The sequence below is a fragment of the Nitrobacter sp. genome (assembly GCF_047149785.1).
Lineage (GTDB): Bacteria > Pseudomonadota > Alphaproteobacteria > Rhizobiales > Xanthobacteraceae > Nitrobacter.
In genome coordinates, this window is record NZ_BAAGBE010000001.1 from 2571326 (window position 1) to 2591814 (window position 20489).

Below are 20489 nucleotides of genomic sequence, written 5' to 3' on the forward strand. Positions count from 1 at the left end.
TATGAGGCGTGACGCAAGCCTTCGGCTTGCCGCTCAGGCGCGAGGGTGCGCCGTCTTGTAGACCTCGAGCAGCCGCTCGCTGTCGATGCCGGTGTAGATTTGCGTTGTCGAAAGCGATGCGTGGCCCAGCAGTTCCTGGATCGCGCGCAGATCGCCGCCGCGACTCAACAGATGCGTCGCGAATGAATGACGCAGCGCGTGCGGCGTCGCGCTGTCGGGCAGGCCGAGCGCGCCGCGCATCCGCGCCATGACGAGCTGGATGATGCGCGCCCTGAGCGGACCGCCCCGCGCGCCGACAAAGATCGGCCCTTCCGGCGGCAGCGAATGCGGACACATCGCGACATATTCCTGGATCAGCGCCAACACGTTCTGCAGCACCGGCACCATCCGCGTCTTGTTGCCCTTGCCGGTGACGACCAGGACGTCGCCCGCGCCGGGCTGCGGTACGTCGCGACGCTTCAAGCCGAGCGCCTCGGAAATGCGCAGGCCCGATCCGTACAGCAGCGCCATCACGGCGGCGTCGCGCGCCCAGATCCAGGGTTCGCGATCCTCGCCGGCGCGCTCGGATGCATCGGCAAAACGCTTCGCCGCGCTCATATGAATCGGTTTCGGCAGGCTCTTGCCGACCTTCGGGGCACGCACCGCGCCGAGCGCGCCGGCCTTGCCGAGCCCTTCCCGCTCCAGAAATCGCGCGAACGATCGCAATCCCGCCAGCGCGCGCATCAGCGACCGGCCACCGATCTCATCGGCGCGACGCGCGGCCATGAAGGCGCGGATATCGCTCGCTTCAAGCGCGGCGAAGCGCTTCAGCGTCACCGACTCGCCCCAGTGCTCGCCGAGAAACGCCAGGCATTGCCGGACATCCCGCGCATAAGCCTCACACGTTTTGGGCGACAACCGCCGCTCGGTGCCCAGATGCGCCAGCCACCGCGCGATTTGCCGCCCCACATCGGGGGCCGCGCAGGCAAGATCGGGGAGCGGTTCTGGAGCGGGCTTGGGCATGATTCGTACCCGTCACGAGGATTCCGGCGATTATATCGCGCCGCTTTGGTTTATCGTTTGCTAACTTTGCGACTGGCGACCCTACTCGAACTCGATTCTTCGGATGGACCATTTTTCGCGCAACCGCTCGGCATCGTCATCGTCGACTCGCGTCGTCGATGTTCTGGTTCCCGTTGCGATCGATCATGCCTATTCCTACCGCGTTCCGCGCGGCATGGAGGTCGCGCCCGGCGATATCGTGACGGTGCCGCTCGGACCGCGCGAGGTCATCGCCGTGGTCTGGGCCGAAAATCTGTCGCCCGATCCGCGTCTGCACAACCGGTTGAAGGACATCGGCGAAAAACTCGGCGTGCCGCCGCTCAAAAACGAACTGCGCACGCTGATCGACTGGGTCGCGAACTACACGCTGTCATCTCGGGGCATGGTGATGCGCATGAGCCTGCGGATGGGCGAGCATCTCGGGCCGGAGCGGGCGCGAGCCGGGGTGCGACTCAGCGGCGAGCCGCCGCAGCGCATGACGCCGGCACGACGGCGGCTGATCGCGGTGTTGTCCGATCGCCTGCTGCACGGAAAATCCGACGCCGCGAAGGAAGCGGGCGTCAGCGCCGGCGTGGTCGACGGCCTCGTCGACGAGGGCACGCTGACGGTCGAGCCGATGCCGCCTCCGCCGCCGCCGCCACCGCCCGATCCCGATTTCGCCGTCCCCGACTTTTCCCGCATCCAGCGCGCGGCCGTGGACGCCATGCGCGCGCTCGCCGCGAACGGCACGTTCCACGTCGCGCTGCTCGACGGCGTCACCGGTTCCGGCAAGACCGAGGTCTATTTCGAAGCGGTCGCCGAAACCATCCGCCGGGGCAAGCAGGCGCTGATCCTGATGCCGGAGATCGCGCTGACCGGCCAGTTCCGCGACCGCTTCGCGGCGCGCTTCGGCGAGCGCCCGCTGGAGTGGCATTCCGAACTGACGGCGCGCACGCGCGCGCGCAACTGGGCCGCGATCGCGGCGGGCGAAGCGAAAGCCGTGGTCGGCGCGCGCTCGGCGCTGTTCCTGCCCTACGCCGATCTCGGACTGATCGTCGTCGACGAGGAGCACGACCAGGCCTACAAGCAGGACGAAGGCACGCATTATCACGCCCGCGACATGGCCGTGGTGCGCGCCCATATCGCGAAGATCCCGATCGTGCTGGCGTCGGCGACGCCTTCGGTCGAGAGCGAAGTCAACGCCCGCAAGGGCCGCTACCAGCGCATCGCGCTGACGTCGCGGTTCGGCGGCCAGCATTTGCCGCAGATCGAATTGATCGACCTGCGCCGCGAGAGCCCGCCGCGCGGGCGTTTCATTTCTCCGCGTCTTGCCAGCGAGATACGCGACGCCCTCGAACGACGCGAGCAGGCACTCCTGTTCCTCAACCGCCGCGGCTACGCGCCGCTGACGCTGTGCCGCGCCTGCGGCCACCGCTTCGCCTGTACGATCTGCGACGCCTGGCTGGTGGATCACCGCTTCCGGCAGCGTCTCGTATGCCATCACTGCGGCTTCTCGATGCCGCGTCCGCATCAATGTCCGCATTGCGCAGCGGAGGAATCGCTTGTCGCTGTCGGTCCCGGCGTCGAACGGCTGCAGGAAGAGGCCGCCGCGCTGTTCCCGGACGCCCGCACGATGGTGCTGTCGAGCGATCTGATCACCTCGGTCGAGACGATGCGCACCGAACTCAACGACATCGCGGAAGGCCGCGTCGACATCATCATCGGCACGCAACTGGTGGCGAAGGGACATCATTTTCCGCGCCTGAACCTCGTCGGCGTCGTCGACGCCGACCTCGGCCTCGGCAACGGCGACCCGCGCGCCGCGGAACGGACTTTCCAACTGCTCAACCAGGTGATCGGCCGCACCGGCCGCGAGCAGGGCCGCGGCATCGGTTATCTGCAAACCCACCAGCCCGAACATCCCGTGATGAAGGCGCTGGTCGCAAGCGACCGCGAGGCGTTTTACGCCAGCGAGATCGAGGCGCGGGAACGCGCGGGCTATCCGCCGTTCGGCCGCCTCGCCAGCCTGATCATATCCGCGGGCGACCGCCCGACCGCAGAGGGTTTCGCCCGCCAGCTCGCCGCGACCGCACCGATCGACGAACGCGTTCAGGTGCTCGGACCGGCGGAAGCGCCGCTTGCCGTCATCAAAGGCCGCTATCGCTTTCGCTTGCTGGCGAAATCGGCGCGCGGCGTGGACCTGTCCGGCTATCTGCGCGAGTGGCTCGCCGCGGGACCGAAGACCAGGGGCAACCTCAAGCTCGAAGTGGACGTCGATCCGCAGAGTTTTCTTTAAGAGCGCGTCTTCGTCATTCCGGACGCCGTGTGCCCGCCATGTGCTGTGGATCACGCCCGCCTCTGTCCAACGGGCGCGCCGGGATTGACGGCTTCCGGGTTGGCATTCAATCTGCCGCCCCGCGAGGGCTGAATGCACATCTACTTCCGCGGCAGTGGTTTGCAGCGTCTGAGGTTGGCGTCGGGGCTGGCGCTGATGGCGTTCGCGGCCACGCATTTCGCCAACCACGCGGTGGGCCTTCTCAGCCTCGAAGCCATGCATCGGGTGCAGGAGTTGCGGACCGCGATCACCCGGTCATGGCCGGTGTCGATCATCCTGCTGGTTGCACTGATCACCCATGTCGCCCTCGGCCTTTATAAATTGAGCCGACGGGAAACCTGGCGGATGCCGCTCTGGGAAGCGCTGCAGATCGGCATCGGCCTGGCGATTCCGTTTCTGCTGTTTCCGCATATCGTCAACACCCGCGTCGCGCACGCGGTATTCGGCGCCAACGACATCTACCTCTACGAACTGGTGCGGCTCTGGCCCGACGGCGCGATCCTGCAAAGCACCCTTCTGGTACTGGTGTGGCTTCACGGCTGCATCGGCATCCACTACTGGCTGCGGCTGTCCGATTCCTACAGCCGGTTCGCTCCGTTCCTGTTGATCGGCGCGCTGCTGTTGCCTGTGCTGGCGCTGTCGGGATTTGCGGTCGCGGGGATGCGCGCAACCGACATCATGTCGGACCCGAATGCCTTCGCCGCGCTGAAAGCGCGAACGAATTGGCCGAACGCCCATGATGCGGCCACCATGGCGACGCTGCGCGATCTCGTCCGATGGGGATTCGGGCTGCTTGCTGCAACCGCCATCGGCATCGCGTTCCTGCGCTACCGCCGCGAAGCCGCAAAACGCGGGCCGGCGCGGATCAGTTACCTCGATGGACCGGCCGTCGACCTGACGCCCGGCATGACGCTCCTGGAAATCAGCCGGTCGGCCGGCATTCCGCATGCGTCGCTTTGCGGCGGACGCGGGCGCTGCTCGACCTGCCGGGTCCGCGTCGAGAAGGGATTGGACTCGCTCCCCTCCCCGGACGCCGTGGAGGCGGCGACCCTCGGCGCAATCGATGCGCCCTCGAACGTGCGGCTCGCCTGCCAGATCCATCCCACCTCACCCTTGACAGTAGCCGTCATCAGCCGGCCCGGCGTCCGCAGCCCTATCCATACCGAGTTCGCCGAACTCAAGGAGCTGGTCGCAGCCCACATCCGCGCCGACGTCGGCGGTTCTCCGGTCGAGTTCACATCATCCGATCCGGCGGAGGTGGAAGCCTGGCTTCTGCGTCAGTCGGGACATGCCGCAAAAGTCCGCGACGTGGAGAGATGGGGCTATCGCCTCCGGGGCGCACGGCTCGACTATGTCGGAGAACAAACCGTCGGCACTTGCGTCTATGAGCGGGACAGTCTGCTTATCTCCGTCTTCTTGTTTCCTGAAACGAACTCCGCGCCGCTCGCGATCCGCGGCCAGCGCAATCGGTACGCGGCGCTGACCTGGCGTGATCCCGGCACCATCTGCTGCTCTGTGTCGCAAGTCACAGTGGAGGTCCTTGAGCATCTGGCAGAGGCATGGAACGAAGCGGCTTCGCAATTGACGGAACCGGACAACCCGGCAGAATTGGGAACCAATGAGGCGCTGGGATGAGTGATCTGTTTCGCCGCGAAGCCATCGAACATGCCACGCAACGGCTGGAGGGCCAGGTCTTTCTGGCCTCGCCGCTCTCCTTGAAGACGCTCGGCCTGCTGCTGTCGGGCATCGTGTTCGCCGCCGCGACCTTCGCCGCGACCGCGACCTACGCGCGGAAGACGACCGTGACCGGCTTTCTGGTCCCCGACCGGGGCCTGATCCGGATCACCTCGCAAGCGCAGGGGACATTGCGGAGCGTCCTCGTCAAGGAAGGCGACACCGTCGAGAAAGGCACGCGCCTTGCCATTCTCGACGTCTCGACCGCGACCGCAACCGGCAATACCGGCGAGGCGCTTCTCAAGGGCTTCGAATCGGAATCGCTCGCGGCGAAGTCGCGGGCCGAATCGAAACTGGCGCTGCTGCAACTGGAGCGGGATCAATCCAAGGTCCGCGCGAGCAAGAGCGAAAATGAACTCACCGAAGTCGATCAGCAGATCGAGTTGCAGCAGGAACGGCTCAATCTGGCCCGCGACGAGGTGGATCGCGGAAACGCCCTCGCGGCCAAAGGCTTCATGCCGAAGCGCGAGGTCGATCAGCGCCGGCTCGCCGCGCTGGCGATCGAACAGGATCTCGCCGGCGCGCGCCGCCAGAAGGCGACGGTCGAACGCGAGCTTGCGGATATCAAGGCGCGGCTGGCGTCGATCCCGCTGGAGATCGAAGCCGCCCGCTCCGACGCCGACGTCGCCCGGGCGACGCTCGAGCAGCGCCGCGCCGAATCGGAATCGCGGAACCTGCAGTTTTTCGTCGCGCCGACCGCCGGGCGGATCGCCGCCCTTCCCGTCAGCAACGGCCAGGCGGTCGCTGCGGGCGGCATCATCGCGGTCATCATCCCCTCGGGCAGCCAGATCGAAGCCGAACTATTGGCGCCCTCGCGCGCCATCGGCTTCGTCCAGCCGGGACAACAGGTCGAGCTCAGCCTGCAGGCCTTTCCGTATCAGCGCTTCGGAACGGTGCGCGGGACGGTCAGAACCGTGTCGACCACGGTGCTCGGCCCCTCCGATGTCGGCTTTCCCGGTCTCGGCATCAAGGAGCCGGTATTCCGGATCCGGGTGTCGCTCAGCCGCGACTTCATGGAAGCCTATGGTCAGCCGGTGCCGATGCAGCCGGGAATGCTGGTGTCGGCTGAAATCATTTTCGAGCATCGGAGCCTGCTGCGCTGGCTGTTCGATCCGATCTATGCCGTGGGCCGCCGCGCATGAACATTCTCCGCGAACTCAATCTGGGCCGGCGTACGCTCCCGATCGTGGTGGCGTCGGAGGCCGCGGAATGCGGCCTTGCCTGCCTCGCCATGGTCTCGCGCTATCACGGGCATGATGTCGACCTCAACGCGCTTCGTCAGCGGTTCGCGGTTTCGATGGCCGGCGCATCGCTGAGAAGCCTGATGGGCATCGCCGACCAGCTCGGATTCTCGACACGCGCGATCCGCGTCGAATTGACGGCGCTGCCCAAGGTCCAGCTCCCCGCCATCGCGCACTGGGACCTCAACCACTTCGTGGTGCTGAAATCGGTCACGTCCAAAGGCATCACCGTCCACGATCCGGCGATCGGCCTTCGCACTTTCACAATGGAGGAGGCCTCGAAGCACCTGACCGGCGTGATCCTCGAACTGGCGCGAGGCGAGACCTTCGAGCCGCTCGAAGCGCGCCTGCCGATGAAGCTGTCGCTGCTCTGGTCGAAAATGCACGGCTGGGGCTGGGCGGTCGCGCAGGTGCTGATCCTGTCGGTGGCGCTCCAGATCGCGGCTTTCGTGATGCCGTTGCAGATGCAGCTTGTGGTCGACGAGGCGCTCGCGCAATCCGATCATCAGTTGCTGACGGTGATCGCACTGGGATTCGGCGCCCTCGTCGTTATTCAAGCCGGGCTTGAGGCGATCCGCGGCTGGGCGCTGCGCATCTTCGGCCAGCTCCTGAGCTTCCAGATCACCGGCAATCTTGTGCGGCACCTGCTGCGGCTGCCCAACGACTACTTCGAGAAGCGGCATGTCGGCGACATCATCTCGCGTCTCGGCTCGGTCAAGCCGGTGCAGGACGCGATCACGCAGGGCGTGATCGGGACCGTCATCGACGGCATCATGGCGCTGATCGCCGGCTTCATCCTGTTCTTCTATTCCACGGCGCTCGCTCTCATCGTCATCGTCGGCGTGCTGATCAATCTCGGCATCACGCTGGCGCTGTTTCCCGGCACCAAGCGCCGCATGTCCGAATCCATCGTCGCCGAGGCCAAGGAACAGTCGCACCTCATCGAAACCATCCGCGCCGCGACGACATTGAAACTGCTCGGCCGTGAAGCGGTGCGGGAAGCAACCTGGCGGAACCTGCACGTCGAAACCACGAATGCCAGCATCGCGGTCGGTCGCTATCAGATTTCGCAGACCTTCCTGCAATCGGTCGTCACCGGCCTGCAAACCGTGATCGTGATCTATGTCGCCGGCGTCACCATCCTGCAGGGCGCGGGGTTTTCCGTCGGCATGATCTTCTCGTTCCTGTCCTATCGGCAGACATTCACCGACCGCGCGATGGCGCTGGTCAACCAGATGTTCCAGTTCCGCCTTCTGCGCCTGCACCTCGATCGCCTCTCGGACATCGTCACCACCCGCTCCGAAATCACCCAGGGCCTGCCCGGTCCGCTGGTCAATCAGGGGCACATGCGGCTCAAGAACGTCTGCTTCCGCTACGGCATCAGCGATCCGCTGATCCTCGAGGACGTCAACCTCGACATCAAGCAGGGCGACTATATCGCCATCCAGGGAGGATCCGGCGGCGGCAAGACCACGCTGCTCAAGCTGATGCTCGGACAGATCCATCCGACCGACGGCACCATCGAACTCGACGGCCACCGCGCGACGCCCGAGCGCTGGCGCAGTTGGCGTCAGAGCGTCGGCGTCGTCGCCCAGGACGACCGGTTGATGTCCGGCACGATTTCGGAAAACATCGCCGGCTTCGATCCGAACCTCGACATGGAGCGGGTGGTCGCCGCCGCCCATGCCGCGCGCGTGCATGCCGACATCATGCGTTTCCCGATGCAGTATCTCAGCCTTGTCGGCGACATGGGCTCGACGCTGTCCGGCGGGCAGCGGCAGCGCGTGCTGCTGGCGCGGGCGCTGTATCGTCAGCCGCAGATTCTGATTCTCGATGAAGGCACCGCGAACCTCGACGAGCAGAACGAGGAGCTGATCGCGGACCTGATCGACCAGATGAATATCACCCGCATCGTGGTCGCGCATCGCCCGGCGCTGCTGCGGCGCGCGCGGCGCGTGTTCTGCGTCCAGAATCGCGGACTGGAGCGCGTCGGCGGAACCGAACCGTTGCCCCGCGAGGCGCTCACGGACATAACCCCGCTGTCGGTCGCGCCGCCCGAGGCCGCGCAATGACGGGGCCGGTTGAAGCCCGGTCCACGCGACGCGGGCTTCCTCACGCGTCTTCTCAGGCCGAACCGCTTCGCTCGAAGACGCCTTGAGGCGACGCTTACATCACTTCGGCGACCACCCGGCCGACGCCGCGGCCGGTCAACCCGATCGCGCGGGCGGCGCCCTTCGAAAGATCGAGCACGCGTCCGCGGATGAACGGGCCGCGATCGTTGATGGTGACGACGACGCTGCGGCTGCCATGGGTGACCCTCAGCCTGGTCCCGAACGGCAGGCTGCGATGGGCGGCGGTCATGGCGTTCTGGTTGAAACGCTGGCCCGACGCGGTGCGGCTGCCGGACTCGCTGCCGTAGTAGGAGGCCATACCGGAGAACGACCGGCGCGGAGTGAAGGAACGCCCAAAGGAGGCATTGGCGTTCATCCAGGATTGTCCCCAAGCCTGCCCCGTGACGCCCCGGTCCGCGGCATGATGTCCCCGATGGTGATGGTGAGAATGATGCCGATGATGGTGGTGGCGCGAACGGGCCGACGCCTCGGTCACGCTTCCCGTAATCAACACGGCTGCGGCGATCACGGCAGCCGCCACGCGCGGCCGGATGAGAAACCCCAACGTCGACTTTTGTGGGTACAACATATTGAAAGTCCCCTTGGATAGTATTGCCGCCCCTGCGGCAAGTGAAACCCCTGACCTTTGAGTCGCCGCAGGGTTGATCCTGTAACTAAGGCGTAAAATGGGCAGAGAATTGCTTGATGACTCCGCTGAAATATCTTTTGATCGGCCGGCTGTCGTTATCTAATCAAATCAATACTAATTTTAGTGGATTATATACGATGATATACATATCTATACTGTAAAAGAAAGTCATGTCACGGCGTCAGCGCTCCTTCAACAAGTACTACAGTCCGTTTCGGGGCCCGATGTGGTCGCAAGCCGGCGGGAAAACCGCTGTGACACAAGGCGAACCGAGCCTTCCTCCGGACTCCGGCGCGCTCGAGCGAATTACTATGCGGCGGAGACCCGCCCTTTTCCGCAGGCGCCCGCTGTAATTTTCCGCCTGGTTAATTCAGGCCATGCGACAAGGCATCGCCGCATGCTGCCGTCATGTTGCACCTGCGCGCGCGCTATGTTAGCAAAGCCGCGATTTTAACGCTGCCGGCACGTTGTACCGGTCGGAAATCGAAGTCCCTCTTGAATTCCAAGGGCTTGGGCCGCGATCGCGCCGCTCGTTCGGCGACGGCTTTTCCCTTGCGGGTTTGACAGCTTGAAGAGCGCTCTGGTGGCTGCTGTAGATCCCTCGGTTTCTGGTGTGTCCGGCCGTTATGCGACGGCCCTGTTCGAACTGGCCCGCGACGACAAATCAATCGACGCCGTCAAGGCCGACCTCGACAAATTCGATGCGATGCTCACCGACAGCCCCGAACTGGTTCGTCTGGTGCGCAGCCCGGTTTTCAGCGCCGGTACCCAGGCCAAGGCGCTCGGCGCCGTGCTCGACAAGGCCGGGATCGGCGGCACGACCGCAAAATTCCTCAAAGTCCTGACCGCCAACCGCCGGCTGTTTGCCGTTGCCGACATGATCCGGGCATTCCGCGCGCTGGTCGCCAGGTTCAAGGGCGAGGCGACGGCAGACGTCACCGTCGCCGAAACGCTCAATGCCAAGAATCTGGATGCGCTGAAGAGCGCGCTGAAATCGGTGACGGGCAAGGACATCACGCTCAACGTGAAGGTCGATCCCTCCATTATCGGCGGACTTGTGGTCAAGCTCGGCAGCCGCATGGTGGACACCTCGCTCCGCACCAAACTCAATTCGATCAAGCACGCGATGAAAGAGGCAGGCTGATGGACATCCGCGCCGCGGAGATTTCCGCGATCCTGAAGGACCAGATCAAGAACTTCGGCAAGGAGGCCGAAGTCTCCGAAGTCGGACAGGTGCTGTCCGTCGGCGACGGCATCGCCCGCGTCTACGGCCTCGACAACATCCAGGCCGGCGAGATGGTCGAGTTCGAAAACGGCACTCGCGGCATGGCGCTGAACCTGGAGACCGATAACGTCGGTATCGTGATTTTCGGCGCCGACCGCGAGATCAAAGAAGGCCAGACCGTCAAGCGCACCCGCGCCATCGTCGACACGCCGGTCGGCAAGGGCCTGCTCGGTCGCGTCGTCGATGCGCTGGGCAATCCGATCGACGGCAAGGGCCCGATCCAGGCCACCGAGCGCAAGCGCGTCGACGTCAAGGCTCCCGGCATCATTCCGCGCAAGTCGGTGCACGAGCCGATGGCCACCGGCCTCAAGGCCATCGACGCCCTGATTCCGATCGGCCGCGGCCAGCGCGAGTTGATCATCGGCGACCGCCAGACCGGCAAGACCGCGATCGCGCTCGACACCATCCTCAACCAGAAGCCTCTGAACGTCGCGGGCGCCCCCGAAAGCCAGAAACTCTATTGCGTCTACGTCGCGGTCGGCCAGAAACGCTCCACCGTGGCGCAGTTCGTCAAGGTGCTCGAGGAACAGGGCGCGCTGGAATATTCGATCGTCGTCGCCGCGACCGCCTCCGATCCGGCCCCGATGCAGTACCTTGCGCCGTTCACCGGCTGCACCATGGGCGAGTACTTCCGCGACAACGCCATGCACGCCGTCATCATCTATGACGACCTCTCCAAGCAGGCCGTCGCCTATCGCCAGATGTCGCTGCTGCTGCGCCGCCCGCCGGGCCGCGAAGCCTATCCGGGCGACGTGTTCTACCTGCATTCGCGCCTTCTGGAGCGCGCCGCCAAGCTGAACGACAGCCAGGGCAACGGCTCGCTGACCGCGCTGCCGGTGATCGAGACCCAGGCCAACGACGTGTCGGCCTACATCCCGACCAACGTGATTTCGATCACCGATGGCCAGATCTTCCTCGAAACCGACCTGTTCTTCCAGGGCATCCGCCCGGCGGTGAACGTCGGTCTGTCGGTGTCGCGCGTCGGCTCGTCGGCGCAGACCAAGGCGATGAAGAAGGTCGCCGGCAAGATCAAGGGCGAACTGGCGCAATACCGCGAAATGGCGGCGTTCGCGCAGTTCGGCTCCGATCTCGATGCCTCGACCCAGCGCCTGCTCAACCGCGGCTCCCGTCTCACCGAACTGCTGAAGCAGCCGCAGTTCTCGCCGCTGAAGATGGAGGAGCAGGTGGTCGTGATCTGGGCCGGCACCAACGGCTATCTGGACAAGCTGCCGCTCAACAAGGTGCGCGCCTTCGAGGACGGGCTGTTGTCGCTGTTGCGGGGCCAGCACGCGGACATTCTCAGGACCATCCGCGAAAGCCGAGACCTCAGCGACGATACGGCCGCCAAGCTCAAGAGCGCGGTCGAGGGTTACGCCAAGACGTTTGCCTGATCTTTCTTCACCTCTCCCGCTCGCGGGGGAGGTCGACCGGCGCAGCCGGTCGGGTGGGGGAAGTTTGCGATAGATTTCGGCCCCCTCCTAACCCTCCCCGCACGCGGGAGAGGGAAAGGCCGAGCAAGAGGATAAACAGAGTTACCGATGGCCAGCCTTAAAGACATGCGGGTGCGCATCGCCTCGACCAAGGCGACGCAGAAGATCACCAAGGCCATGCAGATGGTGGCGGCGTCCAAGCTCCGCCGCGCGCAGAATGCCGCGGAAGCGGCGCGGCCCTACGCCCAGAAGATGGATGCGGTGATTTCCAACATCGCCGGCGCCGCGGCCGGGTCGCCCAATGCGTCGCCGCTTCTGGTCGGCACCGGCAAGGATCAGGTTCACCTGCTGCTGGTCTGCACCGGCGAGCGCGGCCTGTCCGGCGCGTTCAACTCGGCCATCGTCCGCCTTGCCCGCGACAAGGCGCTTGCCCTGATGAACCAGGGCAAGGAGGTCAAGTTCTTCTGCGTCGGGCGCAAGGGTTTCGAGCAGCTTCGACGCACCTTCGAAAAACAGATCGTCGAGACCGTGGAACTGCGTTCGGTGCGCCAGCTCGGCTTCGTCAACGCCGAGGCGATCGCGACGAAAGTGCTGGCGCGGTTCGAGGCCGGCGAGTTCGACATCTGCACCCTGTTCTATTCGCGCTTCCAGTCCGTCATCGCGCAGGTTCCGACCGCCCAGCAGATCATCCCGCTGGCGGTGGAGGCTCCGGCCGCGAGCGACGGTCCCGCGCCATCCTACGAATACGAGCCGGAAGAGGATGAAATTCTCACCCGGCTGCTTCCGCGCAACCTCGCGGTGCAGATCTTCCGCGCGCTTCTGGAAAACAACGCCTCGTTCTACGGCGCGCAGATGACGGCAATGGATAACGCCACCCGCAACGCCGGCGAAATGATCCGCAAGCAGACCCTGATCTACAACCGCACCCGACAGGCGATGATCACCAAGGAACTGATCGAGATCATCTCCGGCGCCGAGGCGGTCTAGCCAACGGAGACGCAGCATGGCTTATGTCACCAAGGCAACGACAAGCGGCGGCCGCAACGGCCGCGCCGTTCTCGACGGCGGCGGGCTGGCATTGGCGATGGCGCTTCCGAAGGATCTCGGCGGCGCCGGCGACGGCCATAATCCCGAACAGCTTTTCGCGCTCGGCTGGTCCTCCTGCTTCGGACAGGCGATTCTCGTTCTGGCGAAAAAGCATGGTCTCGACGGGCAGGCCGCCAAGGTGACCTGTGAAGTCACGCTCAATGTCGACGACGGCGCGTTCTCGCTGGCGGCCGAACTGAAGGTCGCTCTGCCGGGCGCAGACAAGGCCAAGCTGCAGGCGCTGATCGAAGACGCCCACACCATCTGCCCTTATTCCAAGGCGACCAGAGGCAACGTGCCCGTCAAGCTGACGGCCGTTTGATCGGGGACCTCTTATAAAATGATTATCACAAGGACCATCTCAGCGACGTTGGCGAGCGTCGCCTTTGTCGTAGCGCTCGATCTTTCGACGCCGCTCCGTGCGCAGTCAGCCGAAACCCTGGCTGCTGCAGACCGGCTGATCGCCGCGCAGGATCTTCCCAAGATGATGAACGAAATTGCGACAAGTGTTGCTTACCAGATTCCAAATGCGACGGAAGCTCAAAAGCGCGCTTTTGTCATGGCGATGACCTCTCCGGATTTCATGGGGCGCCTCCGCGATGAGACACGCAACGGTATGGCAAAGACTTTCACCGCAGATGAACTCAACGCCTTGGCGGACTTTTACTCCAAGCCGATCGCTAAATCGGCAATGGCCAAGATGGGACCTTATATGTCGCGCATGATGGCGTTCATCCAGAAAGAGATTCCAAGCATGGTTCAACGCGTTGAGCAGGCAAAGTGAATATATCGGCTGCGAGTTGCATCAGCCAGAACGAGACGGTTGCAAGGAGACTATCAATGGCCCAACCCGCCAATCAGACCGGACGCATCACGCAAGTCATCGGCGCCGTCGTCGATGTGCAGTTCGAAGGCCACCTGCCGGCGATTCTCAACGCCATTGAGACCAAGAACGGCGACAACCGCCTGGTTCTCGAAGTCGCCCAGCATCTCGGCGAATCCACCGTGCGCACCATCGCCATGGACACCACCGAGGGCCTGGTGCGCGGCCAGGACGTCACCGACACCGGCGCGCCGATCCGGGTGCCGGTCGGCGCAGGCACGCTTGGCCGCATCATGAACGTGATCGGCGAGCCGGTGGACGAGGGCGGTCCGATCAAGGCCGACGATCTGCGCCCGATCCACGCAGAGGCGCCTTCCTATACCGACCAGTCGACCGAAGCGGAAATTCTCGTCACCGGCATCAAGGTCGTCGACCTGCTCGCGCCTTACGCCAAGGGCGGCAAGATCGGGTTGTTCGGCGGCGCCGGCGTCGGCAAGACCGTGCTGATTCAGGAACTGATCAACAACGTCGCCAAGGCGCACGGCGGCTACTCGGTGTTCGCCGGCGTCGGTGAGCGCACCCGCGAGGGCAACGACCTCTATCACGAGTTCATCGAGTCGGGCGTCAACAAGAAGGGCGGCGGCGAAGGCTCCAAATGCGCCCTCGTCTACGGCCAGATGAACGAACCGCCGGGGGCGCGCGCGCGCGTCGCGCTGTCGGGTCTCACGGTCGCCGAGCAGTTCCGCGACCAGGGCCAGGACGTGCTGTTCTTCGTCGACAACATCTTCCGCTTCACCCAGGCCGGCTCGGAAGTGTCGGCGCTGCTCGGACGCATCCCGAGCGCCGTGGGTTATCAGCCGACGCTCGCCACCGACATGGGCGCGTTGCAGGAGCGCATCACCACCACGCAGAAGGGTTCCATCACCTCGGTGCAGGCCATTTACGTGCCGGCCGACGACTTGACCGACCCGGCGCCGGCCACATCCTTCGCCCACCTCGACGCGACGACGGTGCTGAACCGCGCGATTTCGGAAAAAGGCATCTATCCGGCGGTGGACCCGCTGGATTCGACTTCGCGGATGCTCTCGCCGCTGATCGTCGGCGAGGAGCACTACCAGACCGCGCGCACGGTGCAGCAGGTGTTGCAGCGCTACAAGTCGCTGCAGGACATCATCGCCATTCTCGGCATGGACGAACTGTCGGAAGAGGACAAGCTGACGGTCGCCCGCGCCCGCAAGGTCGAACGCTTCCTGTCGCAGCCGTTCCACGTCGCCGAGGTGTTCACCGGCTCGCCGGGCAAGTTCGTCGATCTCGCCGACACCATCAAGGGTTTCCGCGATCTTTGCCAGGGCAAATACGACCACCTGCCGGAAGCGGCGTTCTACATGGTCGGCACCATCGAGGAAGCCGTCGAGAAGGGCAAGAAGCTCGCAGCCGAGGCGGCTTAAGCTAACAGAAGACGCGCTGCAGCGTTTGCGGCGCACCCCCTCTCCCGCTTGCGGGGGAGGATTGGGGAGGGGGTCTTAACCTCCTCTGCATGAAAGAGAGCCCCCACCCCGACCGGCTTCGCCGGTCGACCTCCCCCGCAAGCGGGAGAGGTGAAGAAAGAGACCGTGTGCCATGGCGACTTTCCATTTCGATCTCGTCTCGCCGGAGAAACTGGCCTTTTCCGGCGATGTCGATCAGGTCGACATCCCCGGCGTCGAAGGCGACTTCGGCGTCCTCGCCGGCCACGCGCCCGTTGTGGCGGCGATCCGTCCCGGAATCCTGACCGTCACCGCTGGCGGCGCGCATCAGAAAATCATCGTGCTCGGCGGTCTGGCCGAGGTCTCGGAAAAGGGCCTGACCGTCCTCGCCGACGTAGCGACCTCGATCGAGGAGCTTGATCGTGCCAGGTTCGCCGACACGATCGCGAGCATGGAGGCCAAGCTGGCGGAAAAGGAAGGCTCCGAACTCGACAAGGCCATCGAGCGGCTGGATCATTTCAAGAGCATCCAGAGCCAGATCAACACCACGGCGTTGCACTGAACTATATGGAGCCTTCCGCTTCTGATGGAATCAGAAGCAAGGCTCTATTTTTGATTTGACGCGTTTTCTTCACGCGAACCGGTAGCCACTTCGCTCGAAACCGCTCTAATCGCCTGAGAGGCTTGCGAATTCCCTGACCACCCGCTCGTAGACAGGGCGCTTGAAAGGCACGATGAGCCGCGTCAGGTTCCGCATCGGCTCCCAGCGCCAGGCGATGAATTCCGGCTTGTGGCCATCGCCCGGATTGGCGACGTCGATCTCGTCGTCGCTGCCGGTGAAGCGCATCGCGTACCACTTCTGGCGCTGTCCGCGATAGCGGCCCTTCCAGGCTCGCCCGGCCACCGTGCGCGGAATGTCGTAGATCAGCCAGTCGGATACCTCGGCGAGCTTCTCGACCGAGCGAACGCTGGTCTCCTCGTAAAGTTCGCGTTTTGCCGCAAGCCACGTGTCCTCGCCGGGGTCGACGCCGCCTTGGGGCATCTGCCAGACATGCTCGTCATCGACATGCTCGATACCGGTGCGGCGACCGACGAAGACAAGTCCTCTCTCGTTGATCAGCATCATACCGACGCAGGTGCGGTAGGGTAAATCGTCGTAGCGCGCCATTCCGTCAACGCCTTTCGCGCCTCGCCGCCTTGGTAAAAGGAATGAGACGCGGATTTTAAAGATCAGCTCGATTTTGATTTCAGCATCGCGGTTGTCAATGGCACAAGCATCACGCCACGGCTTTCGAGACCTTTGGCCCAGGCGCCGATGCGGTCGAGGGAAACCGGAAGCGCCGAGGCCATGCCGATGGCGACCCCCTGTCTCTTCGCCAGGTCTTCAAGCCGTGCGAGCGCCTTGTCGATCTCCACCGAGGTCGGAACAGTATCAATGGTCAGGTCAGCCTTGGCGAACGGCATCGCCTGACCCTCCGCGAGTTGACCTGCGACGCTCCTCGGAGCAGAGCCGTCGTCAAGATAGCCAAGGCCGCGCTTGGCTGCTTCGTGAATGATCGGCTCCATGACCTCGGCAGTGGCGACAAACCGCGCGCCCATGAAATTGGCGAGACCGACGTAGCCCTGAAAGCGGCTGAGGTGCCAATGCAGGCGATCGATATTCTGGTCTGCCCCGAGCGTCGTCAGCAGGGTCTGCGGTCCCGGGTCGTTGTCGGGATAGTCGTACGGCTCCATGGGGACTTCCAGCAGAACCTCATGACGTTGCGTACGAGCCCGCTCCACCAATTTGCCCGGATCAGACCCGTAAGGCGTGAACCCCAGTGTCACGGCCGGCGGCAGTTTCGTGATGGCATCGATGGTCTTGGCCGCGCTGACGCCGAGACCGCCAACCACGATCGCGACCACCGGCATCGTTGCCGCCTTCGCGCGATCGGCGTCGGTGCCCATCGCGTAGGCCTTGAAAGGCTTTAGCCCGTCGGCGGCGACCGGAATCATTCCGTAACGCGACTTCTCCAGCAGACGCTGATCGATTCCCGCCATCGTCGCCGGCGCGGCGCCGCCGCCTGCATCCGCATCCGCGCCCGCGACAACGACATCCTGGCGCGAACCGCTGGAGCCGTCGATAATGGTGATGGTCTTCCGGCCGGCTTCGGGTTGAGCCGCAACCGCGGCCGCGCCGGACGGCTTCGGCGCAGGTGGCACGGCCGCGGACTGGTCGTCGGGAATCGCGGGCTTCTGGATCGCGATCCGCGCCGTGGGTTCGCCGCCGAGAGGGTCGTGATTGAAAAGAGCAAAACTCAGGAAGACGACCAGGATCGATCCAAACAAGGTCGCCATGACCTGCGGCAGCGTGAAGGGGAGTCGAAAACGGCGCTTGGACGCAGAGTTCTGCCCGAGCGGCGCGCTGAGATCGTCCGTCGTATCAGCCATGGAAGTCCCCGAATCACCCGATTCGACGATATCATGGACGCACGCAAAGGTGGCAGAACGCAATTACGCGCCCGCTGGCCGCCACCTTTGGCAGGAACGAAACCGGCGGACGCCCGAATCGGGAATCCGCTTCCAGTATGTCAGTTCGCCGCCTTGTTCGCGGGCTTCTCCATTGCCGCCTTTTCACTCGGAGCGCGCGACGAGGCGTTGATCTTGACGCCGTGCAAAAGGTCGTCGGCCATCTTCAGTGCCTTGTCGTTCTTGGCGTCCGGCGGAACGTAGGATTGCGAGCCGGTCTTCTCGTCGGTGCCGTTGCGCAGATGGCCGCGCAACGAGGCCTCTCCCTTGGTGTCGGTCCGCGACTTCAACTCATCCGGCACGTCCTGGAGCACCTCGATATCCGGAACGATGCCCTTGGCCTGAATCGAGCGGCCCGACGGCGTGTAATAGCGCGCCGTGGTCAGCCGCAGCGCGCCGTTGCCCGAACCGAGCGGAATGATGGTCTGCACGGAGCCCTTGCCGAACGAACGGGTGCCGATCAGCGTCGCCCGCTTATGATCCTGCAAGGCGCCGGCGACGATTTCGGACGCCGATGCGGAGCCGCCGTTGATCAAAACGACCACCGGTTTGCCCTTGGTGAGGTCGCCCGGATGCGCGCTGCGGCGCTGGGTTTCCTCGGCATTGCGGCCGCGCGTCGATACGATCTCGCCGCGATCGAGGAAACTGTCGGAGACGGTCACGGCTTCCTCGAGCAATCCGCCAGGATTGTTGCGCAAATCGATGATGTAGCCCTTGAGCTTGTCGCCGATCTGGCTTTGAAGGTCGGCAATCGACTTCTTGAGGCCTTCGGTGGTCTGCTCGTTGAAGGTGGTGATGCGGATATAGGCGATGTCGTCAGCCTCGACGCGCGAGCGCACCGAGCGGACGCGGATGTTGTCACGCACCAGCGTCACGTCGATCGGATTGTCCTGACCCTTGCGGATGATCTTCAACTTGATCTTGGTGCCGATCGGACCGCGCATCTTGTCGACAGCCTGGTTGAGGGTCAGCCCCTGCACCGCCTCGTCGTCAAGATTGGTGATGATGTCGTTGGCCAGGATTCCCGCCTTGGATGCCGGGGTGTCATCGATCGGCGAGACCACCTTGACCAAGCCGTCTTCCATCGTGACCTCGATGCCGAGGCCCCCGAACTCGCCGCGCGTCTGCACCTGCATGTCGCGGAAGCTCTTGGCGTCCATGTAGCTCGAATGCGGATCGAGGCCCGACAGCATGCCGCTAATGGCCGATTCGATCAGCTTGCTGTCGTCGGGCTTCTCGACATAGTCGCTGCGGACCCGCTCGAACACATCGCCGAACAGATTGAGCTGGCGATAGGTGTCCGATGTCGCAGCGCGCGCGCTCGATCCCATCAGCACCGACCGCGGCTGCGTCACGAACAGCGTCAGCGCGGCACCCGCGGCGGCGCTGAGAAGAATGAGAGAAACCTTGCGCATCATCCGCGAACCTTTTGGCCTTTATTTGCGGCCCACCACGGGCCTGGATCAATGGGAGTGCCGTCCTTACGGAACTCGATGTAGAGAACGGGCTGACTGACGTTGGCCGCGAGAATCGAAGCGACACGGGAGGTCGATCCCATCGTCGCTACCGGCTCTCCGGTCAACACGAACTGGCCGATGTTAACCGAAATACGCTCCATCCCGGCGATCAGCACATGATACCCGCCACCGGCATTGAGGATCAAGAGTTGTCCATAGCTACGGAACGGCCCGGCGTACACAACCCAGCCATCACACGGTGTCGTGACCTGCGCACCGGGGCGAGCCGCCAACGAAATGCCTTTTTCCACGCCGCCGGCGCCATCGGAGCCACCAAAGTCACGGATCTTCGTGCCGTTAACCGGGAACGCCAACAGGCCCTTGGCGGATGCAAAGGCGATGGCCGGGCTGAGCCGGCCCGGATCCTTGAGAGCCGCCAGATTCGGTTTGCCGTTAAGTGACGCCGGAGCGCCCTGCCGGTTGGCCGTCTCCGCTGCCTTGGCCGCGCTTTTCACGTCCTGTTCCATCTTTGCAATCAGGTCTTGCAGGCCGTCGACCTGGTGCGACAGTTCAATCGCGCGCGCCGCTTCCGCGGCCATATCTTTTTCGATGCCGCTTTGCTGCCGTTGCCGTTCGTTTACCAGCGCCACCAGGCGGGTCTGCTCGTTTTTGAGGCTGTCGCGATCGACCGCCATCCGATCACGTTCGGCGGCGATTGATTTGCGCAGGCTGACAAGTTCATCGAGATCAGCCACAAGCTTTTCCGCGCGCTGGCGTATCTCCGGCACCACGGAGCCGAGCAATATCGCGGTGCGCAGCGACTTCAGCGCATCCTCCGGCCGCACCAGCAAGGCCGGCGGCGTGCGGCGGCCGACCCGCTGCAGGGCGGCAAGCACTTCCACGATTTCCGCGCGCCGCGAAGCAAGCGAATCGCGGATTTTCTGTTCGCGCGCGTGAAGCGGCAGCAGGCGCGCTTCGGCCTCCGCAATCTTGGTCTCGATGTTCCGGACCCCGGCGGCGGTCTCGATCAACTGTTGATTGAGCCTGGCGCGGTTCTGGCCGACGGCCGCGATATCGGCCTTCAGTCGCTCCTGCAACGCGGCCGCGTTCCTTTGCTGCGCCCGCACCCCCTCCAGTTCCTGTTCGCGCTTCTTGATATCGTCGGCCGACGGGACCGCCGCCGGCGACGGTGTCCCGGCAGCCTGCGCCATCACGGGCGAAGAAACCACCGATGACAGGCCCGCGAGCAGGCAAGCCGAGATAACCAGCATGGAGACCGGCGGCTGTCCGCTTCTCGCCTCCGCGAACCGTGAATGGCGGCCCTGGTTCAGCCACATGTCAGGT

Annotated in this window: 17 protein-coding genes; 11 read left to right on the forward strand and 6 right to left on the reverse strand. The window is 64.3% G+C overall.

Annotation, left to right across the window (positions count from 1 at the left end):
• Window positions 1-33: 33 nt before the first annotated feature.
• Complete coding sequence (locus ACMDCM_RS11885; RefSeq protein WP_412773749.1) at window positions 34-1002, reverse strand: tyrosine recombinase XerC; 969 nt, start codon at window positions 1000-1002, stop codon at window positions 34-36.
• 103 nt (window positions 1003-1105) lie between these two features.
• Between ACMDCM_RS11885 and ACMDCM_RS11890 the strand changes: the two genes are divergently transcribed.
• The 4 genes from ACMDCM_RS11890 (at window position 1106) to ACMDCM_RS11905 (ending at window position 8402) form a co-directional block, all read left to right on the forward strand.
• Window positions 1106-3316 (forward strand): primosomal protein N', encoded by a 2211-nt coding sequence (locus ACMDCM_RS11890; RefSeq protein WP_412773750.1) that lies wholly within the window; start codon window positions 1106-1108, stop codon window positions 3314-3316.
• Window positions 3317-3448: 132 nt separating this feature from the next.
• On the forward strand, window positions 3449-4990 hold the full coding sequence (locus tag ACMDCM_RS11895; RefSeq protein ID WP_412773751.1) for a 2Fe-2S iron-sulfur cluster-binding protein: 1542 nt from the start codon (window positions 3449-3451) through the stop codon (window positions 4988-4990).
• A complete protein-coding gene (locus ACMDCM_RS11900; RefSeq protein WP_412773752.1) occupies window positions 4987-6231 on the forward strand; it encodes an HlyD family secretion protein in 1245 nt (414 codons plus the stop codon). Before ACMDCM_RS11895 ends, ACMDCM_RS11900 begins: the two co-directional genes overlap by 4 nt.
• Window positions 6228-8402 carry a peptidase domain-containing ABC transporter gene (locus ACMDCM_RS11905; protein ID WP_412773753.1) on the forward strand — a complete coding sequence of 725 codons (2175 nt, stop codon included), beginning with the start codon at window positions 6228-6230 and terminating at the stop codon, window positions 8400-8402. Before ACMDCM_RS11900 ends, ACMDCM_RS11905 begins: the two co-directional genes overlap by 4 nt.
• A 94-nt stretch (window positions 8403-8496) precedes the next feature.
• On the opposite strand, the gene ACMDCM_RS11910 is transcribed toward ACMDCM_RS11905, so the two are convergent.
• Window positions 8497-9030 carry a septal ring lytic transglycosylase RlpA family protein gene (locus ACMDCM_RS11910; RefSeq protein ID WP_412773754.1) on the reverse strand — a complete coding sequence of 178 codons (534 nt, stop codon included), beginning with the start codon at window positions 9028-9030 and terminating at the stop codon, window positions 8497-8499.
• Between the two features lie 643 nt (window positions 9031-9673).
• Here ACMDCM_RS11910 and ACMDCM_RS11915 point away from each other — a divergent pair.
• The 7 genes from ACMDCM_RS11915 (at window position 9674) to ACMDCM_RS11945 (ending at window position 15742) form a co-directional block, all read left to right on the forward strand.
• Window positions 9674-10234, forward strand: a complete 561-nt coding sequence (locus tag ACMDCM_RS11915) for a F0F1 ATP synthase subunit delta (RefSeq protein ID WP_412773755.1) — start codon at window positions 9674-9676, stop codon at window positions 10232-10234.
• Window positions 10234-11766 (forward strand): F0F1 ATP synthase subunit alpha, encoded by a 1533-nt coding sequence (gene atpA, locus ACMDCM_RS11920; protein WP_412773756.1) that lies wholly within the window; start codon window positions 10234-10236, stop codon window positions 11764-11766. The genes ACMDCM_RS11915 and atpA overlap by 1 nt, the downstream gene beginning before the upstream one ends.
• Before the next feature lie 147 nt (window positions 11767-11913).
• Window positions 11914-12792: a F0F1 ATP synthase subunit gamma gene (locus ACMDCM_RS11925; RefSeq protein ID WP_412773757.1), complete on the forward strand. Its 879-nt coding sequence runs from the start codon at window positions 11914-11916 to the stop codon at window positions 12790-12792.
• A gap of 16 nt (window positions 12793-12808) precedes the next feature.
• Window positions 12809-13213, forward strand: coding sequence for an organic hydroperoxide resistance protein (locus ACMDCM_RS11930; RefSeq protein WP_412773758.1), 405 nt, complete (start codon window positions 12809-12811; stop codon window positions 13211-13213).
• Between the two features lie 18 nt (window positions 13214-13231).
• A complete protein-coding gene (locus tag ACMDCM_RS11935) occupies window positions 13232-13675 on the forward strand; it encodes a DUF2059 domain-containing protein (RefSeq protein ID WP_412773759.1) in 444 nt (147 codons plus the stop codon).
• A 56-nt stretch (window positions 13676-13731) separates the two neighbouring features.
• Window positions 13732-15162 carry a F0F1 ATP synthase subunit beta gene (gene atpD, locus ACMDCM_RS11940; protein ID WP_412773760.1) on the forward strand — a complete coding sequence of 477 codons (1431 nt, stop codon included), beginning with the start codon at window positions 13732-13734 and terminating at the stop codon, window positions 15160-15162.
• Window positions 15163-15334: 172 nt separating this feature from the next.
• On the forward strand, window positions 15335-15742 hold the full coding sequence (locus tag ACMDCM_RS11945; RefSeq protein ID WP_412773761.1) for a F0F1 ATP synthase subunit epsilon: 408 nt from the start codon (window positions 15335-15337) through the stop codon (window positions 15740-15742).
• A 105-nt stretch (window positions 15743-15847) separates the two neighbouring features.
• On the opposite strand, the gene ACMDCM_RS11950 is transcribed toward ACMDCM_RS11945, so the two are convergent.
• The 4 genes from ACMDCM_RS11950 to ACMDCM_RS11965 form a co-directional block, all read right to left on the reverse strand.
• Window positions 15848-16348: an RNA pyrophosphohydrolase gene (locus tag ACMDCM_RS11950; RefSeq protein WP_412773762.1), complete on the reverse strand. Its 501-nt coding sequence runs from the start codon at window positions 16346-16348 to the stop codon at window positions 15848-15850.
• A gap of 62 nt (window positions 16349-16410) precedes the next feature.
• On the reverse strand, window positions 16411-17610 hold the full coding sequence (locus ACMDCM_RS11955; protein WP_412773763.1) for a divergent polysaccharide deacetylase family protein: 1200 nt from the start codon (window positions 17608-17610) through the stop codon (window positions 16411-16413).
• Window positions 17611-17750: 140 nt separating this feature from the next.
• Window positions 17751-19106, reverse strand: a complete 1356-nt coding sequence (locus ACMDCM_RS11960; protein WP_412773764.1) for a S41 family peptidase — start codon at window positions 19104-19106, stop codon at window positions 17751-17753.
• A complete protein-coding gene (locus ACMDCM_RS11965) occupies window positions 19103-20482 on the reverse strand; it encodes a murein hydrolase activator EnvC family protein (RefSeq protein WP_412773765.1) in 1380 nt (459 codons plus the stop codon). The genes ACMDCM_RS11960 and ACMDCM_RS11965 overlap by 4 nt, the downstream gene beginning before the upstream one ends.
• Between the last annotated feature and the right edge of the window lie 7 nt (window positions 20483-20489).

Bases quoted from the DNA above. Each gene is read 5' to 3' on its own strand.
- ACMDCM_RS11885 (WP_412773749.1), bottom strand. From the start codon at position 1,002: ATGCCCAAGCCCGCTCCAGAACCGCTCCCCGATCTTGCCTGCGCGGCC.
- ACMDCM_RS11890 (WP_412773750.1), top strand. From the start codon at position 1,106: ATGGACCATTTTTCGCGCAACCGCTCGGCATCGTCATCGTCGACTCGC.
- ACMDCM_RS11895 (WP_412773751.1), top strand. From the start codon at position 3,449: ATGCACATCTACTTCCGCGGCAGTGGTTTGCAGCGTCTGAGGTTGGCG.
- ACMDCM_RS11900 (WP_412773752.1), top strand. From the start codon at position 4,987: ATGAGTGATCTGTTTCGCCGCGAAGCCATCGAACATGCCACGCAACGG.
- ACMDCM_RS11905 (WP_412773753.1), top strand. From the start codon at position 6,228: ATGAACATTCTCCGCGAACTCAATCTGGGCCGGCGTACGCTCCCGATC.
- ACMDCM_RS11910 (WP_412773754.1), bottom strand. From the start codon at position 9,030: ATGTTGTACCCACAAAAGTCGACGTTGGGGTTTCTCATCCGGCCGCGC.
- atpA (WP_412773756.1), top strand. From the start codon at position 10,234: ATGGACATCCGCGCCGCGGAGATTTCCGCGATCCTGAAGGACCAGATC.
- ACMDCM_RS11925 (WP_412773757.1), top strand. From the start codon at position 11,914: ATGGCCAGCCTTAAAGACATGCGGGTGCGCATCGCCTCGACCAAGGCG.
- ACMDCM_RS11930 (WP_412773758.1), top strand. From the start codon at position 12,809: ATGGCTTATGTCACCAAGGCAACGACAAGCGGCGGCCGCAACGGCCGC.
- ACMDCM_RS11935 (WP_412773759.1), top strand. From the start codon at position 13,232: ATGATTATCACAAGGACCATCTCAGCGACGTTGGCGAGCGTCGCCTTT.
- atpD (WP_412773760.1), top strand. From the start codon at position 13,732: ATGGCCCAACCCGCCAATCAGACCGGACGCATCACGCAAGTCATCGGC.
- ACMDCM_RS11945 (WP_412773761.1), top strand. From the start codon at position 15,335: ATGGCGACTTTCCATTTCGATCTCGTCTCGCCGGAGAAACTGGCCTTT.
- ACMDCM_RS11950 (WP_412773762.1), bottom strand. From the start codon at position 16,348: ATGGCGCGCTACGACGATTTACCCTACCGCACCTGCGTCGGTATGATG.
- ACMDCM_RS11955 (WP_412773763.1), bottom strand. From the start codon at position 17,610: ATGGCTGATACGACGGACGATCTCAGCGCGCCGCTCGGGCAGAACTCT.
- ACMDCM_RS11960 (WP_412773764.1), bottom strand. From the start codon at position 19,106: ATGATGCGCAAGGTTTCTCTCATTCTTCTCAGCGCCGCCGCGGGTGCC.
- ACMDCM_RS11965 (WP_412773765.1), bottom strand. From the start codon at position 20,482: ATGTGGCTGAACCAGGGCCGCCATTCACGGTTCGCGGAGGCGAGAAGC.